The following is a 17,561-nucleotide window of genomic DNA, read 5'->3' as shown; positions in this document are numbered from 1 at the left end:
AAGTCAGCCATATTGGTCTTTTCACAGAAACTGAAGTTATTGTGAATTGTAAATTGTGAATTATGAAGTGATTTTTGTGATTTAGTGAAAAGTGATTAGTAATTGTTAGTTGTGAATCGTGAATTGTAAAATGTAAAATGTAAAATATTTTTGCGAATAAAAAATAAACCACAGATTATTAGGATTAAAATGATTTTTTGGATCAGTGTTAATCTGTATAATCTGTGGCTTTTAATTTTGAGTTATGAGTGAACAATTAACAATTAACCATCAACAACTAACCATTAACAATTAAATCTTCACGTGTCCCCAGTTTTCTCCGCTGGCAATTCTTCTAATTTGCATTTCGCTTACGCCAAACTGTTTGGCAATCATTTTAAGACGTGTTTTTTGCTCTGGTCTTGCAAGGATTTTTTTAATTAACATCACTTTTGTAGTGGTTAATTTTCTTCCATCGGCTTTTAGATTGTGCTCGATTAAGTTCTTTTTTGCCTGAATCACACGCGGACTTTTACGGCTGTGCGCCATCATCTCTTGTTTGGTAGCCCAGCGCAGATTTCTTACATCATCGTTTGCTCTGTTGTAATCTAAGTGCAACACGTATGTTTGATCTTCAGAATCTTTTGGAATAAAATATTGGGCAACTAATTTGTATAAGAAGAGATATTTGTTTACGATTTTATCGTCTTTTTTAACCTTAAAACGGAAAGTAGGATATCCGTCGCTTAAACCTCCTTTTAGGATGCGTCCGTTTTCAATTTCATCGGTAAAACTTATAAGTCTACCTCTGTTTGAAATGGCGTATCTTAATTGTAATGAGGCATTTATTTCTATTTCTTTGAATTTTTCATCAGGATAAAATCTATTTTGTGGCATTGTCTTTTACATTTGATTTCTATATTCTCAAAGATAAAGAATAAACCAAAAATTTCAGCTATCTCATTGATTGCGAAGGGTCAATTTTATGATTTCTATAACGCTAATTTAACGTTTTAAAGCGTTTTTGACAGTTTTTAGTCGGATTTTAATTCACAATTTAAGAATACTGCAGTTTTTTAATTTAGGAAACCAACATCAATTTATAGCTAAATAATTATTAAATTATTGATCTAGCCAGTTTTTGAAATTATTAATTTCCTTTTTACTGATGAAAATTGCATCAGATTCGGCTGGAGGAACATTCAGAATCAATTCGACTTTTTGGTTGGAGTGTTTTAGAACTTCTTTAATGCTGTTTCGAGTCACAATATATTTTCGGTTTATTTTAAAGAAATTGAAAGGATCGAGACTGTTTATGATATCGGTCAAAGTATTATTGTACAAATAGCTGTTTCCTGATTTTACATGAATAAAAAGATGCTTCCCTGTTGCGGCAAAATAAGTGATTTCACTTTCGTTAATAGAAATCATTTTATAGCCATGATTTACCAAGAAATGGCGCTGTATTTTACTGTTTTCAGGATTCTCTATTGCTACCAAAGATTGAAGCGTAGAATCACTATTGAAGCTATCTTTTATTTTTTTGAATTTATGAAGTGCTTCAAGCAATTCATCCTCTTCAAAAGGTTTTAAAAGATAATCGATTGTAAAGTGTTTGAAAACCGAAATGGCATAAGAATCGTAAGCGGTAATAAAAATGACAGGGCAGGCGATAATGGTTTTTTCGAAGATTTCGAGACTTTTTCCGTCGCCTAAATGAATGTCCATAAAAGCAAGATCAACCTTGTTCTCGCTAAAAAAAACAACCGCTTCTTTTACAGATTTTAAAATGCTGATTTCCGAAATCGATAAAACGTTCTGCTGCTCTAAAATCGATTTTAGATAGCTAGAGGCAAGGTGTTCGTCTTCGACAATGGCAATTTTCATTTTAAAGGAAATTTGTAACCTAGTTATAACGCAAAGATAAATTCAGAAATTCTTATTCGCAAAAAAGAGTGCATTTTGTTGTAGCGATTTTATAAAAAAAAGGCCTAGCTGTAAAAACTAGACCTCTTAAAAAAAACAATTTAGGTAAAATTATAGATTGGGATTGTTCAATCTCGCGTTTGCAGGGTAAATAATGGTATAACGCGGATCATTTTGTATCAAAGTATAATCGGTGCCATTAATAGTATGTACGATTTGCTTTTGAGTAGTTCTTCTTAAATCGAACCAACGGTGTCCTTCAACAGCAAACTCACGGTGTCTTTCTTCTAAAATGAAGTTTGTTAAATCTGTTGCGTTCATAGCATTAATTTCGATTTCAAGATCTATATATCCTGCTGGAGTATATCTGTTTTTAATGAAAGATAAAACAGTAGCTTTAGCATCAGCGATATTGTTTAACTGAACTTGTGTTTCTGCTTTTGTCAAATATAATTCAGAAGTTCTTAGTGTACATTTTTGATCATCGTTACCACCTTTTTGAATTCTAAAACGGCTTCCGCTTGCTAAAAAGTAAAGAGGAAAACGTAAATCTGTTGTTTTATTGTAAGCAGCAACTAATTCAGACGAAGCGAATGAAGCTCCTTTTAATCTGTTAATGTATCCATCTTCTAAAGCTAGAATAGATTCTTTTGAATCGTATTTTGTTGCAAAAACAGAAGTAGCTTTTAAATCAACTAGATCGTTCTTAATTGCTAATGCTTTATTAGCAGCATCTAAAGATTTCTGCCATTGCTTCTGGTGTAAGTAAACACGGCTTTCTAAACTGTACAAAGCAACTTTTGAAAAACGATAATTTAAACCTTTTGTCTGTGAACTTAAATTAATTAATTTTTCTGCTTCTTGAGTGTCAGTAATAATTTGGTTATAAATTACTTCGACACTTTGAGGAACGAAAACCTGCTCTAAGTCAATTTCTAAAGCCAATGGAACTCCCTTGTCTGAAGAAGCGGTTGCAGTGTTGTAAGGTTTTCCGAAAAGATTAACCAAATCAAAATAAGCCATTGCTCTCAAAGCATAAGCTTCTCCAATTAACTGATTTCTTTCTTCAGAAGGAGCTACTTTTTTTGATGCTTCATTGATTACTACATTTGTATAGAAAATTACATTATATAAATCCTGATATTGGAAATCTCTTGTAATACGGTCTGGGTTGCCATCTTTCCAAATAAAAATGTCTTTGTAAATATTAAGATCTTCACTAAAATCATTCATTGTCAATTCATCTGTACGAAGTGTTGTCAATGTTTTGTGTTCCGGATATTTTGAATATCCAGTTGTTAATACCGCGCGAAATTGTTCTTGTGTTTCTGGTATGACACGCCCAACTGGTGTTATATCCAGATAATCATCGCAGCTAGTTACTGCAATTGCTGCAGTAAAAAGTAATATGTATTTTGAGATTTTTTTCATCTTTAATTGTATTAGAAAGTTACATTACATCCAATAGTGAATGATTTAGGAACTGGCTGTGCATAAATGTTTCCGTAAGTTTCAGGATCAAAATATCCTTTAAAGTCAGAACTGATTACAAATAAGTTTCTTGCTTCAACGTTCAATCTGATGCTTTGAATGTTGATGTGATCTGTAAATGCTTTAGGGAATGTATATCCTAAACGCATACTGCTTAATCTCATATAACTCATTTCGCTAACCCATGTATCTAAGTATTTATTCCAGTCTAATGGAGTACCTGATGAGAACCATTGATATGCCATCCAAGAATCTCCTGTTCCAGAATCTTTACCAACAATTCCTGGCAAATTAGAAGAAGTATTGGTTGGCGACCATGCATTCAAAATATCAGTAGAGTAATTCTGTCCTCTGTCTACTTCAGTTCCACTGTACGGAGGTGTTTTTACAACAGTTTGTTTCAAATTAAATGCAGCAGCAACTGTAAAATCAAAATTATGTACTTGAATTGTATTAGTAATACCTCCAGTGAATTTAGGATCTCTATCACCTAAATAAACAAATAAATCTCTATACTCAGCCGGTGTTAAAGAAGATTCTGTAAGTTCTCCTGGGAAGAAATCAGCATAAGGATCGTACAATTTGAAGAAAGTCTGAGCATTTACTGTTTCACCGTTTTTGTTAACAAATAAAGGATAACCATTTTCGTCGATTCCGTTTGTTTTTAATCCAAAAACTGAATTTACAGGACGACCTTCTCTGCTTGGAAGTAAATCAGTATCACGTACTTCAATTCTGTCTACATTACTTTTGTTATGAGAAAAGTTAATGCTCGTATTCCATTTGAAGTTTGGACGGTCAATGTTTCTTGTAGACAAAGTAATTTCATAACCTTTATTGCTTACTTGTGCCCAGTTCATGTTACTATACTCAAAACCATTTTCGAATGGAACTGCTCTTAAACCGATTAAGTCGGTACTTTTTCTTCCGTATAAATCAGTAACAATGCTGATACGGTTGTTGAATAAGCCAAGATCCATACCTAAGTTGGTGTTAGTCGTTTTTTCCCAACGTAATTTGTCGTTTGGTGGACTTTCAACAGAAATAGTTTGTTCTGTCTGTCCAGGTAAAATTGTTGTATTGCTATATCTTCCCATTACAAACGGAGAAGTATTTTTGTCGATATTACCTTGTATACCGTAAGAAGCACGTAATCTTAGGTTAGAAAGTGTTAAGTTATCTTTTAAGAAATCTTCTTCAGAAACAGCCCATGAAGCAGAAGTTGACCAAAGTGGCAGGTATTTGTATTTTGGATCTACACCAAATAAATCTGAACCATCATATCTTACACTTCCAAATACACTATATTTTCTATTGTAAGTATAAGCAGCTGTAGCAAAAAATGAAGCAAAAGCATTTTCATTTTCCAATTTCTGGTACGTTCTGTATATCGCATCATTAGCAAAAGAGCTATTTGGGAACATAATTGGCTTAGTAGTCAAAGTGGTTTTATCAAATCCAAAACCTTTTGTTGCGATAGTGGTTGAATAATTTCTTCTTAACTCATTACCAATCATAGCCTCAACTTCGTGTTTTTCTCCAAAAGTTTTAGAGTAATTCACCATTGTTTTTAGATTGTATTGGAAAAAGTCGGTGTTTGCGTTTTGGATAATACCTCCTTCAGGTAGGAAGTAATTAAAAGCTCCGTTTGTAAAGTAACGAGATCTTTCTTTTTCTTTTCTAGTATAATAAGTGTTTTTATCGGCAAATTTTTCGCTAGAAGTATTGTCTAATTGTAAACCTAATTGAGAGGTTACTTTTAAATCTCTAGTAATTTTGTATTCAGCGTCTAATAAAGCTTTTACAGCTCTTGTTTTTGAATCGTAAGAAGTGTTTGCTCTTTCTTCTAAAATATTAAAAGGAACATAACGATCTGAGTAACCAGAAATATCCTGATCATATTTATAACTTCCATCTGCATTATAAGGAGTTAAATACGGATTTACGTTTCTTGAATAGTTACTTGGGCTTGTGTAAGCATCTGTATCTGTTAAGTAAGAAGTAGTTTTGTTTTCAGAGCCAAAAATTCCAACTCCAACTTTGAATTTATCTGTAATTTCGAAATTGTTTTTCAAAGTTAAATTGTAACGTTTGAAACCAGTTCCAATAGTAGTTCCTTTCTCATCATAATATCCTAAAGAGAAATAGTAATCGGATTTTTCTCCACCACCAGATAAACTTAAACCGTGTTGCGTGTTGATTGCAGTTTGGTAAATTAAATTACCCCAGTTAGTATTGTTGCTTCTTAAAGCATTGATTGATTGCTGTGTAGCAGGGCTTAATGCAGAAAATCCTCCCGCTCTATAAGCTGCTAACTCATTTGATCCGTTTAAGATACGAGAAATCTCTCCAGCATTGTCTCTGTATGTTAAGTCAGAACGGCTTGCAAGATCAAGTTCGAAATCAACTTTTTGATTTGCATCCATTAAATTTAATTTAGAGATATCAGGTCTTTGTGTGATAAAAGTATTGGTGTTGAAGTTAATCACCATTTTACCCGCTTTACCTTTTTTAGTAGTTACAACGATAACACCATTTGCAGCACGAGCACCGTAAATAGCAGTTGCAGCAGCATCTTTTAAGATTGTAATATCTTTAATATCGTCTGGGTTTAAACCAGCAATAGAAAAGTTGTTCAATTGATCGATATTATCTTTGTCATAGTTTTTTGGAACATCATTTCCTTCCAAAGGTAGTCCATCCAATACCCAAAGAGGATCTTGAGAACCAGATAGAGAAGCTGTACCTCTAATTCTAATTTTAGCTGGCGCTCCAGGTGCTCCAGATGGAGTAGAGACAGCAACCCCAGCTATTTGTCCTACCAATAATTGGTCAATACTTGAAACCCCAGTCTGCTGAATAGCCGACATATCTATTTTAGAAACAGCAGCGGTAAGTTTTCTTTTCTCAATTTTTTGGTAACCTGTTACCACAACTTCTTGAAGTTTTGCGGTTTCAGATGTTAAGTTAACTGTATAATTTTTTTGAGCATCTAATTCAAGAGTGTACGATTTGTATCCCATAAAAGTAACTCTCAAAGAAGTAACGTTTTTTCCGATTTTCAAAGTGAATTTACCATCGAAATCTGAAGTAGTTCCAATTGCTTCACTATGAATAATACCTGCCATAGCAGTTTTGTTTGAGATTGAATTATTCTCAACGAAGATAGACGCACCAGGAATCGGTGACAAGTCTGCTTCATCTTGAATGATACCCGTAATAGTTCGGGATTCCTGCGAATATCCTGCAATGGCCAGGAACAGCAGTAAGGCATGTAAAATTTTTGTCATGTTTTTGGAATGTGTATTAAAAGGTTGTATTATTTAAGGCTTTTTCGATTCGTTGGATCAAATCGCGGTAATGGTTTTGGGTAGATTGGTCTCCTGTACTTTTTTTAGTTTTTAATAATTGAAGGATTTTTGTTAATTCTCCTTTTTTGTCTGAAGTCACTTCTGTAACTCTTTTTAAAGAAGATTGATTAATGTTTTTAGCCATGTGAGCATCGTCTAAATAGGTGCACAAATGAGGCATATTTAAAGTCTGCTGAATGTCTATTAATTTTTTAGCATCGGTTTTTTCAAATATTTTATTGGTCGAAACGATCAAAACATCTACATAATTCTTCTGCGTCATTCGCTCTAGAATTGATAATGATTTATTGGCAATTGTTCCAGCAAAAACGCTTTGATGCATTTTTTTAAACAAATCATTTACGGTAAAAGCTGGATCTTTGGTTTTATTTTGCTGATACAGTTCATTTTCGGTCATTCGAAGCAAGCGATCATCGCTAAATAAATCATACATAATGCCGTATTGCAATTCTCTAGAAAGTGTATACGGAGTATATTCGTAAGGACCAAGCGGAGAATCTTTTAATGGATTTGTTTTGTCTAAAATGTCATTGAAAAACAGCCATTGCGGAATCGTAAGTACATTTTTAGCTAAATAATCGGCAGCTCTTTTCTGCATTGCTGCAGGAACTGGAATGTAGCTTTGCTTGTTGTCTCCGTGAACGGTAGTGTTTAAATAAACTCCGCCAATATTGTTCATTACATGTCGGTTGTACAGTTGCCATTGGCCAATAGTTCCGATGTATAGTTTTCCAGTTTCATAATAAGATTGATCTTTATCATAAGTCCAGCTTAAAATGTTATCTACAACTCGTTTTAGATTTTTCAACCCATATTCGCTTGCTTTTACAGCGTCGTTTCCTAAATCTTCAGATTGAGAACGCGGATCGATTATGTTTTCCTGCTGTTCGCCATAAAAATAAATGGGGTCATCTTGATGTTTGGTAATTAAGGCGTTTAGTTTTGCTGTTTCGTTGTCGTTAGGCGAGTACCATCTGTAACCCCATTCAATAGCATATTTATCATATTCTCCAATTTTTGGAGTAATAACCGTTACGTTGTCTTCTGGCTGTGCTACATAATTGTAACGAGCGTAGTCCATAATTGACGGAGCAGTTCCGCCCATTTTTGTTGTGAATTCTTTAGAACGCAATGATTCTACATCATAAGCAAAAGAAGAACCCATATTATGTTTTAAACCAAAAGTATGACCCACTTCGTGAGACGAAACAAAACGAATTGCTTCTCCCATATGTTCGTCACTAAATTTATTTCCTCTAGCTTTCGGATCGATTGGTCCTGTCTGAATGCGCATCCAGCTTTGAAGCGAAGTCATTACATTATGCCACCAGATAATATCGGCCTCGATAATTTCACCGCTTCTTGGGTCAACCACAGATGGTCCCATTGCATTTGATTTTGGTGATGCAGCATACGTAATTACAGAATAGCGAACGTCATCAATATCAAAATCTAAATCTTGTTCAGTAGGTTCTTTTGCAATAACGGCATTTTTAAATCCCGCTTTTTCAAAAGCTGCCTGCCAATCGCGTACCCCATCAATTATGTACTTTCTCCATTGTTTTGGAGTGGAAGGATCGATGTAATAAACGATTGGTTTTTTCGGCTCTACTAATTCACCTTTTAAATATCGTTCTTCATCTTCTTTTTTTGGTTCTAAACGCCAGCGGGTAATCAATTCTTTTTCAAGCATTGCCTGCTGTGCATCGGCAAAATACCAATGCTTTTCAGTAAAAAAACCAATTCGGTTATCAGAAAAACGAGGTTTCATTGGAGTTTTATCCAATAAAATAATATTACTTGTTACGCCAAGAGTCACTGACAATGCAGGGCCGCCTTCGCTTATAGAGGTTGTCAGCTGAGATTTGACAACAATATTTTTTGGGAAAGATTTTAAACCTTCAATATAAGAAAGATCAGATTTGACAGAACCGCCAAAACCAATGCTGCTCAAAACATCGTTGAAGCTTTTTTGTTTTCCGTCAAAAATCTTATTTACTTTAATTACAACAGATGTCGAATCGTTATTTTTTGTTTCAATATCAAAAACTTCAATAATAGATTCGGCAAAATTATTTTGAACCGATTGGGTAATTGCATCTTCTTTTGGTGAAGAAACCTTTGGCACATACGATTTTACCCAGACTTTCTTTGCGATGGTATCTTTATAAAAACTGATAATCTTGTTTTCATAATTCATTCCTTTATTTAAACCAGCTTCGTTTACCTGAAAAGGAACTTGAGATAATTTGTTTACTACTAAAAACTCTCTTTTAAATAAACTGTCTTGAATTTCAAAATAAACATCGGTTTTAACTTGAATGATATTGAAGAGCCCTTTTTTTACAGAACCTTTTTTTACTAGGTCGTCATATTTTTTACCTTTTTTAGAATCGGTAGAATCTTTTTTAATTTCAGTCGCAGCTTCTTTTCTGTCCTTCTTTTTCTTTTGAGATTGAACAGTAAGCGGCGATAATAATAATAGGAGTATGCAAATTGTTATCAAATTATGCAGGAATGCCTTTTCCTTCATCAGATGTTAAGTTTAGGTTAATTTTTGATCGAAACTATTTTATTTTAGTTCAGAAAAAAAACAAAAAGGAGTGAGTGGCTTTTTTTTAGGAGTGAATGGATATTAATGGAAGAATACAGATAAAAACGCCGTCTTTTTCTGATGTTTTAAAATCGGTTTTTGAGTAGTAATTGTAAATGCTACTCAGATAGTTTAACCCAAATTTAGTACTTGGTTCAGCAGTCAATTTCTTTTGAAGATTGTTGCTGATAATGACCTGATTTTCTTGAATCAGGATTTTTGTAGTTAAGGGGCTTTCTTGAGTGGCGGCGTTGTGCTTAATAGCATTTTCGACCGCAATCTGAAAAGCAAGATAGGGGATGTGTTTGTTTAAAGCAGTTTCATTTTCGATCTCTATAGAAAAGAATAATTCGTCTTTGAAACGAGTCTGCTGTAAAAAGATATATTTTTCGATAAATAATAATTCATCCTTTAAAGGAACAATGTTCTTTTCTGGCGGATCAATTAGATAACGATAAATACGGGATAGGTTTAATGTAAATTTTTGCGCGACTTTAATATCACTTCCAATCAGCATATAAAGCGAATTGAGCGAATTAAATAAAAAATGCGGATTTATCTGCTCTTTTAATTGTTGCAGCTGAATCAAAGCTTTTTCTTTGATGATTTTTTCATTCTCAACCAAGAGTCTATTCTTCTCTTTTATAGCAATTCCTTTTTCGCGATAAGCGCGTCTGTTGGCATAAGAGAAAAGATAAAAAATCAAGAGAAGCATTACAGTGGTAATGGAATAAATAGAAGTCGTATACTTTTTAATCAAAGTCACATTTTCATCTACATATATTTTAGGAATGCTTACGCAGACAAACCAATTGGAATTTTTAATATCCATTTTTTTGGTAAAACGAACGACATCCATTTTCAAAAATTCAGACATGGTTGTCCTTTTAGAAAAATCTTCGTTTTTGCTATAAATAGTATCTGATGGGTTAAATGAGGAAATCTTAAAGATATTCTTTCCAAGAAAGGCAATTTCAGGATGGTAAACACAGGTTCCGTTTTTGTCAAAAACAAAGGCATAATTGGAAGCCGTTTTATCTGTTTTAGAAATATAACTATGAAGCAGTCTTAGATTGATGTCATAACCATATTTTACAGTTGTTCTGTTCTTTGAAATTAATTTGAAATAAATACGCCATATCCATTCGTTTCCTTGTGGGAGAACCATGCTGAGATGCTCAACATTTTTATTTTGAAGAACAAATGATTTTACGTCATTTTTAATTTCGTCAGAAGTGGTATTGTTTCCATAATGAATAGCATTATTATTAATTTGAAACCAGTTGTTTACAATCAGCTTATTGTTGGTCTGAAGTGAAGACAAAAGCTTCAAATTGTTGTTGAGGTATTCGGGAGCACTAATTTTTAAAACATGTTCAATCCTTTTCTCCTGCTCTAAAAACTTTGCAAGCTCTTCAGAAAGGAATTCCTGTTTTTTAAAAAAGTTACGCGTTGCAACATCATCATTCGATTTTTCGGTTAAATCTGTAATCAGATTGCTCAGAATGTAAACCGATGAAACCGTAATCAGAATCGAGACAATAACGTATATTAAAAAAGCACGTCTTGAAGTAATATTTTTTAATCTAAATTTCAAATAGCATCATTATGACTTAGTTTGCCACGGCAAATTGCGAGTCATATAAATTTTTATAGTACCCATCAGATTTTTGCAATAATTCCTGATGCGTTCCTTGTTCAACAATCAATCCCTTGTCCATCACCACAATTTTATCTGCATTTACAATTGTTGCTAGTCTGTGTGCTATAATAATCGAAGTTCTTCCTTTTGTAATCGTTTCGGTTGCACGCTGAATCATTTCTTCAGAATACGTGTCGATAGAAGAAGTCGCTTCGTCCAAAATCAAAATACTCGGATTACTCACATACGAACGTAAAAAAGCAATCAGCTGGCGCTGTCCAGAGGAAAGCATAACGCCTCGCTCTTTTACATCAAAATCGTAATTGTCTGGCAGATTCATAATAAATTCATGAACGCCAATTTTCTTTGCTGCATCAATTACTTTATCTCGAGTAATTTCTGGATTATGCAAAGTGATGTTATTATAAATCGTATCGGCAAACAAAAACACATCTTGCAACACCACAGCAATTTGGTTTCTTAAAGAAGCCAACGTATAGTTTTCGATATTTTCTCCATCAATGCAGATTGTTCCGCTATTGATTTCGTAAAAACGATTCAATAAATTAATAATCGTAGATTTTCCTGCTCCTGTAGAACCAACAATGGCAATAGTTTGTCCAGCCGAAACCGATAAACCGATTCCTTTGATAACTTCTTCTTCCGGAATATAGCTGAAACGGACATCTTTGAAATCAATTCTTCCCTCAAAAACAGGCGCTTCTATTGTTCCTGTATCTTGAATATGATCTTGCGTATCGATAATATCAAAAACACGATTGGCAGCGATCATTCCTAATTGCATCTCATTGAATTTATCCGCAATTTGTCTCAACGGATTGAATAGCATTCCGATAAACATCGTGTACGAGAACAAATCTCCAAAAGTCGTAAAATGATCTCCGTTCAAAATTCTGAAACCACCATAAACCACAACCAAACCTAAAGTGATAGATGAAATAATATCGGCAATTGGGAAGAAGATCGAGTTGTACAAAATAGTTTTGATCCAAGCGACTCTGTGTTTGTTATTGATTTCTTTAAAATTTTCGGCTTCGATTTTTTCACGGTTAAAAAGCTGCACGATTTTCATTCCCGTTACGCGTTCCTGTACAAACGAGTTCATGTTGGCAATCTGTGTTCTTACTTCCTCAAAAGCAACCTGCATTTTGCGTTGAAAAATTCGAGTAATATAAACCAAGATCGGCATGGCAACAACAACAATCCAAGTCAGTTTCCAGTTCATATAAAACATAAAAATAAGCACGACGAACATTTTCATCAAATCGCTTATAATCATAAACAATCCTTGGCTGAAAATACGGGCAATCGATTCAATATCCGAAACGGCGCGTGTTACTAACTGTCCGACTGGAACCAAATCAAAATATTTCATTCTGAAACTCAAAATGTGCTGGAAAAGTTTGGTTCGAATATCTTTCACAATATCTTGTCCGAGCCAGTTTGCCCAATAGACAAAATAGAACTGAGAAAAAACTTCCATCAATAAAACTACTCCCATTAATATAATATATAGGAGTAAACCCATTTTATCATGAGTTTTGATGTAGCCATCGACCGTTTCTTTTAACAGGTAAGGACGAAGCGCTGCGAAGATAGACAGCGAAATGGCAAATAAGATTACGCCATAATAACGCCATTTATAAGGACGAGTATATTTTAAAATTCGTTTGAATAATCCAGTATCGAATGCTTTTGCTTTCATTTTTTTTAACGCTTTAAGCTTTGGCTTTAGGCTTTAGGCAAAGTTTGGAGCTTATTGCCTACAGCTTATAGCTTATTGCTATAAATAATCGTAATCTATTTTGGTTAAATATAAACCGTGTGCCGGAACCGAAAACCCTGCTTTTTCTCTGCTTTTGCTGGCAATAATATTTTCAAAATCTGCCAGTGTGATTTTGTGCAAACCTATATTAATTAAAGTGCCTACAATGGCGCGAACCATATTTCTTAAAAACCGATTTGCCGAAATAGTGAAAATCAGTTTTTCGTTTTCTTGTTTCCAATATGCCTCAAAAATTGTGCAATCAAATGTGTTTACATCTGTATTGACTTTTGAAAAACATTGAAAATCGGTGTGTTTCAACAATAATTTTGCAGCTTCATTCATTAAACCAACATCCAATTTCTGCGTAACATACCAGCTCAATTCCTGTAAAAACGGATTTTTTACAGTATTAATATGATATTCGTAAGTTCGTTTTGTCGCATCAAATCTGCAATGTGCATCATCGTGAACTAAGATAATGTCAAAAATAGCAATGTCTTTTGGTAAATAGGAATTCAGCTTATGAATTAAAACCGGAACATCCAGAGTTTTTTCTGTATCAAAATGCCCATACATTTCGCTCGCATGAACGCCAGTATCTGTTCTTCCAGCACCCATAATGCTGATAGTCTCATTTAATAAAACCGAAAAAGCTTTATTTAAGGTTTCTTGAACTGAAGAAGCATTTGGCTGTATTTGCCAGCCATGATAATGTGTTCCGTTATAAGCGAATTGAATAAAATATCTCACAGTTGAGGTTCAAAGGTTCTGAGGCACAAAGGTACAAAGGTTTTTTTGAAGATGCTAAGATTCTTAGGAGCTATCCCGATAGTTATCGGGACTAAGTTTTTTCTGTGTGGTTAATTGTAGAGACGCACTGCAGTGCGTCTAATTCTAGATTGGTAAATTATATCTATATAATAAGTATCCGATTTCTATATAAATTTAAAAATCAAAAAAAGAAAATACTGTTCTTTGGTGTTCCAGAAGCGTAGAACTTTGTTAAAACCGATTAAAACCCAAAATGCAAATCATAGTTTGTTCAGTTAAAATTCGTGTCAGAAATTGACAATTCCAACGATATAAGTAAAATCATTTTTTAACATTTTTAGGCAGAAAATTCCAAATGTTAATTTTTTTAAATTTTGCATTTTAACAGTTCATATTTCTCCTATGTTTGTGATACTAAATATCAAAAACTATGAATGAAATTACTTCTTATTGGTGGATAATTTTAATTTTATTTGCCTTTCTTTTTTACAAGTTTATTTTGCGCGTTTTCTTCGGGATGGTCATTGTTCCTGAAGATAAAATTGGTTTGGTAACCAAGAAATTTGTTTTGTTTGGCGCAGACAAATCATTGCCTGACGGACGTATTATTGCAACAAAAGGAGAAGCAGGTTTTCAAGCTCAAACTCTTGCTCCAGGTTTATATTGGGGAATGTGGATTTGGCAATATTCAATCGATATGACGGGATTTGCCATTATTCCAGAGGGTAAAATTGGATTGGTTTTAAGTAAAGACGGAAAGGAAATTCCAACTGGACGAATTTTAGCCAGAAAAGTCGAATGCGACAATTTTCAAGATGCTACAGCTTTCTTAAACAATGGAGGGCAAAAAGGTCGTCAGACTGCGTTTATTACAACGGGATCATATCGTATTAATACGTTCTTGTTTGAAATTGTAATTGCAGATCAGATCAAGATTTATGAAAACATGATTGGTATTGTGACTGCACTTGACGGAGAGCCGATTCCACAAGGTCAGATTGCTGGTAAATTTGTTGATGGGCATAATAATTTTCAGGATTTCGACAAGTTTTTAGAACATGGCGGAAATCGTGGTTTACAGCCTCAGGTTATGTTAGCAGGTTCTTATTATATTAATACTTGGGGAGTTCAAATTGAACAAAATCCAATGACAGATGTGCCAATTGGTTATGTAGGAGTTGTAATTTCTTATATAGGTGAAGACGGCCAAGATGTTACCGGAGATACTTTCAAACATGGAAATATTGTGTCAAAAGGACAGCGAGGTGTTTGGATGGAACCTTTCGGACCAGGGAAATATGCTTTGAATAAATACACAACAAAACTAGAACCTGTTCCAACAACGAACTTGGTCTTAAACTGGGCAAATGCAAGAAGCGAATCGCATGATTTAGATAAAAATTTATCTACAATAACGGTGCGTTCAAAAGACGGTTTCCCATTCAATTTAGATGTTGCGCAAATCATTCACGTTCCGGCTGCTGAAGCACCAAAAGTAATTGCGCGTTTTGGAAGTATGAATAATTTGGTTTCTCAAGTTTTGGAACCTACAATTGGTAACTATTTCAGAAACTCAGCTCAAGATAGCGATGTGATTTCGTTCCTGACAACCAGAAAAGAACGTCAAGAATCGGCTAAAAACCATATTAAATTAGTTCTTGACGAATATAATGTTAATGCAGTTGACACTTTGATTGGAGACATTGTGCCGCCAGATTCGTTAATGAAAACGTTAACCGATAGAAAATTGGCAGAAGAGGAGCAAAAGACCTATCAAACGCAAAGAATGGCACAAGAACAGCGTCAGGGGATGGAAAAAGAAACCGCAATTGCCGATATGCAGAAAGAAATTGTTCGCGCTTCTCAAAGTGTTGAAATTGCACAAAGAACCGCAGATGCAACTGTTAAGAAAGCAGAAGGAGATGCAACAAGTTTGAAATTGAATGTAAATGCCGAAGCGGAAGCTACAAAAATGCGTGCCAATGCTGAAGCTGAAGCTACGAAAGCTAGAGCAGGAGCACAAGCAGAAGCAACAAGGCTGAATGCAAGCGCAGAGGCCGAAAAGATTTCAAAAACAGGTTTGGCTGAAGCAGAGAAAATTATGGCAATTGGTAAATCAACCGCAGAAGCATATCAATTGCAAGTTAGTGCGATGGGAGGAGATAACTTTACTCGCTATAAAGTAACCGAAGAAATTGGTAAAGGAAACATCAAAGTAATTCCAGATGTATTAATTTCAGGAAACGGTGGTTCTGATGGCTCTATCAGTGGATTACTAGGATTGAAATTAATGGAAATGATGGACACCAAAGATCTAAAAGAAGGTAAAAACCCTAAAAAACAATAATCATTTTGAAACAAATCTAACAGTTTTTTAAAACCTGTTAGGTTTAAAACCGATTTACAAAAGTGAATCGGTTTTTTTGTTTGTGAATTTTCCAATCAAAAATTTAATGCACAAAAGTGCGTTTCGATAATCAAAAATCTGAAAAAAGCCTTTGTCTCTTTGTCTCTTTGAACCTTTGCTTCTAAAAAGAAAAACTTAGTACCTTAGCACCTCAGAACCTTAGCCCCTTAAAAAAAATGACTAAAATCCTCCTGCTCTCAGATACGCACAGTCACATCGATGATACTATTTTAAAATATGTTGCTCAAGCAGATGAAGTTTGGCATGCCGGAGATATTGGAGATTTGGCAGTTACAGATGCTATTAAAAAACTAAAACCTTTAAAGGCAGTTTACGGAAACATCGACGATGCACAGGCAAGATTAGAATTTCCGTTAAACAATCGATTTTCATGCGAAAACGTATCGGTTTGGATTACGCATATTGGAGGTTATCCAGGCAAATACAATCAGAATGTGAGAGAGGAACTGGCTTTGAATCCACCAAAATTGTTTATCTGCGGGCATTCGCATATTTTAAAAGTCATGTTCGATAAGAAAAATAATCTATTGCACATGAACCCAGGCGCAGCAGGAAAAAGCGGATTTCATAAAGTGAGAACTATGCTTCGATTTGTGATCGATGGTGATAAAATCAAAGATTTGGAAATTATTGAAATAGGAGCAAAGTAAATTAATGAGGCAGCGGAATCTGAATTTTTATCTGCGTACCCTGATTTTCTTTTGAAACAATAGATAAAGTGCCTTTGTACTTTTTGATTCGGGCTCTAATTCTATTTAAACCAAAACCTTCCGCATCCTTTAATTTTTGAGTTCGAAAACCAATTCCGTTATCATGAATAGTCAAGAAAAGCTGGTCTTTTTTTTCAATCAATGAAAGGTTTGCTTTTTGTGCTTCACTGTGTTTTATGATGTTGTTGAATAATTCACTAACGATAAAATAAATCTTCATCTCAAATTTTTCAACATATCTTCTGCTTGTTGGGATCGAGCTAGAAAATTCAAATTCAATTGCAGAATTCGAGTGTTTTTCGCATAAATCTTCTAAGGCATAAATTAACCCAAAACGAACCAAAAGTGACGGGACAAGATCGTGAGACATATCTCGTAAAAGTTCGTGGGCTTCTGATAGAATAGCTTTTGCTTTCGTTATTTCATCTGATTTTATATCATGCTGAGTCGTGAAAGTATTTAAATGTAATCCAGCAGAAGACAGCAGCGAATTGATATTGTCGTGTAGGAAAGAGGCAATCTTTTTACGTTCTACTTCCTGTGTGTCAATCCCCGAATTAATAATATTAAGAAGGATTTTTTGTTTGGTGTCTTTCCGTTTTATTTTCTGTTTTAGGATGTTGTTTTGATATAAAAAGTAAAACAAAAGAAAAATGATAATCGCAAGAATAATAGATAAACTAACGATTTTTTTGTTTTGCAACTGTTCTGATTTGTCAAGATGGACAATAGGTGTTTTGCAGCTGGTTTCAGTTAGCAGAACTTTTGTTCCATCTTTCGGCTGTCCAATACTTATTCCTTCAAATGCAAAAAGCCAAAGCAGTGCTATAAAGAATTTAAAACGAAACATAAAAGCAATTT

At 34.2% G+C, this 17,561-nt stretch carries 11 protein-coding genes; 2 read left to right on the top strand and 9 right to left on the bottom strand.

Features of this window, described 5'->3' with window-relative positions:
• Window positions 1-291: 291 nt before the first annotated feature.
• The 8 genes from J7574_RS06645 to truA form a co-directional block, all read right to left on the bottom strand.
• Window positions 292-876: an NUMOD4 domain-containing protein gene (locus J7574_RS06645; protein ID WP_290966007.1), complete on the bottom strand. Its 585-nt coding sequence runs from the start codon at window positions 874-876 to the stop codon at window positions 292-294.
• A 225-nt stretch (window positions 877-1,101) separates the two neighbouring features.
• Window positions 1,102-1,866, bottom strand: coding sequence for a LytTR family DNA-binding domain-containing protein (locus tag J7574_RS06640; RefSeq protein WP_290966004.1), 765 nt, complete (start codon window positions 1,864-1,866; stop codon window positions 1,102-1,104).
• Window positions 1,867-2,016: 150 nt separating this feature from the next.
• On the bottom strand, window positions 2,017-3,336 hold the full coding sequence (locus J7574_RS06635) for a RagB/SusD family nutrient uptake outer membrane protein (RefSeq protein WP_290966002.1): 1,320 nt from the start codon (window positions 3,334-3,336) through the stop codon (window positions 2,017-2,019).
• 11 nt (window positions 3,337-3,347) lie between these two features.
• On the bottom strand, window positions 3,348-6,686 hold the full coding sequence (locus J7574_RS06630; protein ID WP_290965999.1) for a SusC/RagA family TonB-linked outer membrane protein: 3,339 nt from the start codon (window positions 6,684-6,686) through the stop codon (window positions 3,348-3,350).
• Window positions 6,687-6,702: 16 nt separating this feature from the next.
• On the bottom strand, window positions 6,703-9,300 hold the full coding sequence (locus J7574_RS06625; RefSeq protein ID WP_290965997.1) for a zinc-dependent metalloprotease: 2,598 nt from the start codon (window positions 9,298-9,300) through the stop codon (window positions 6,703-6,705).
• An 85-nt stretch (window positions 9,301-9,385) separates the two neighbouring features.
• Window positions 9,386-10,957 (bottom strand): histidine kinase, encoded by a 1,572-nt coding sequence (locus J7574_RS06620; protein WP_290965991.1) that lies wholly within the window; start codon window positions 10,955-10,957, stop codon window positions 9,386-9,388.
• A gap of 16 nt (window positions 10,958-10,973) precedes the next feature.
• The gene (locus J7574_RS06615; protein ID WP_290965985.1) at window positions 10,974-12,728 is read right to left on the bottom strand and encodes an ABC transporter ATP-binding protein; all 1,755 of its coding nucleotides are present in this window, start codon (window positions 12,726-12,728) and stop codon (window positions 10,974-10,976) included.
• 78 nt (window positions 12,729-12,806) lie between these two features.
• Window positions 12,807-13,541: a tRNA pseudouridine(38-40) synthase TruA gene (gene truA / locus J7574_RS06610; protein ID WP_290965982.1), complete on the bottom strand. Its 735-nt coding sequence runs from the start codon at window positions 13,539-13,541 to the stop codon at window positions 12,807-12,809.
• A 451-nt stretch (window positions 13,542-13,992) separates the two neighbouring features.
• On the opposite strand from truA, the gene J7574_RS06605 reads away from it, so the two are divergent.
• Window positions 13,993-15,909 carry an SPFH domain-containing protein gene (locus tag J7574_RS06605; RefSeq protein WP_290965980.1) on the top strand — a complete coding sequence of 639 codons (1,917 nt, stop codon included), beginning with the start codon at window positions 13,993-13,995 and terminating at the stop codon, window positions 15,907-15,909.
• Window positions 15,910-16,145: 236 nt separating this feature from the next.
• Entirely contained in the window at window positions 16,146-16,640 is a 495-nt protein-coding gene (locus tag J7574_RS06600) for a metallophosphoesterase family protein (RefSeq protein ID WP_290965978.1), read from the top strand.
• A 1-nt stretch (window position 16,641) separates the two neighbouring features.
• On the opposite strand, the gene J7574_RS06595 is transcribed toward J7574_RS06600, so the two are convergent.
• Entirely contained in the window at window positions 16,642-17,550 is a 909-nt protein-coding gene (locus J7574_RS06595) for an ATP-binding protein (protein ID WP_290965976.1), read from the bottom strand.
• Between the last annotated feature and the right edge of the window lie 11 nt (window positions 17,551-17,561).

Origin of the sequence: Flavobacterium sp., assembly GCF_017744675.1 — a bacterium.
Classification (GTDB): domain Bacteria; phylum Bacteroidota; class Bacteroidia; order Flavobacteriales; family Flavobacteriaceae; genus Flavobacterium.
The sequence above is the reverse complement of the archived record's forward strand: the minus strand, read 5'-3'. Positions and strand labels throughout refer to the sequence as shown.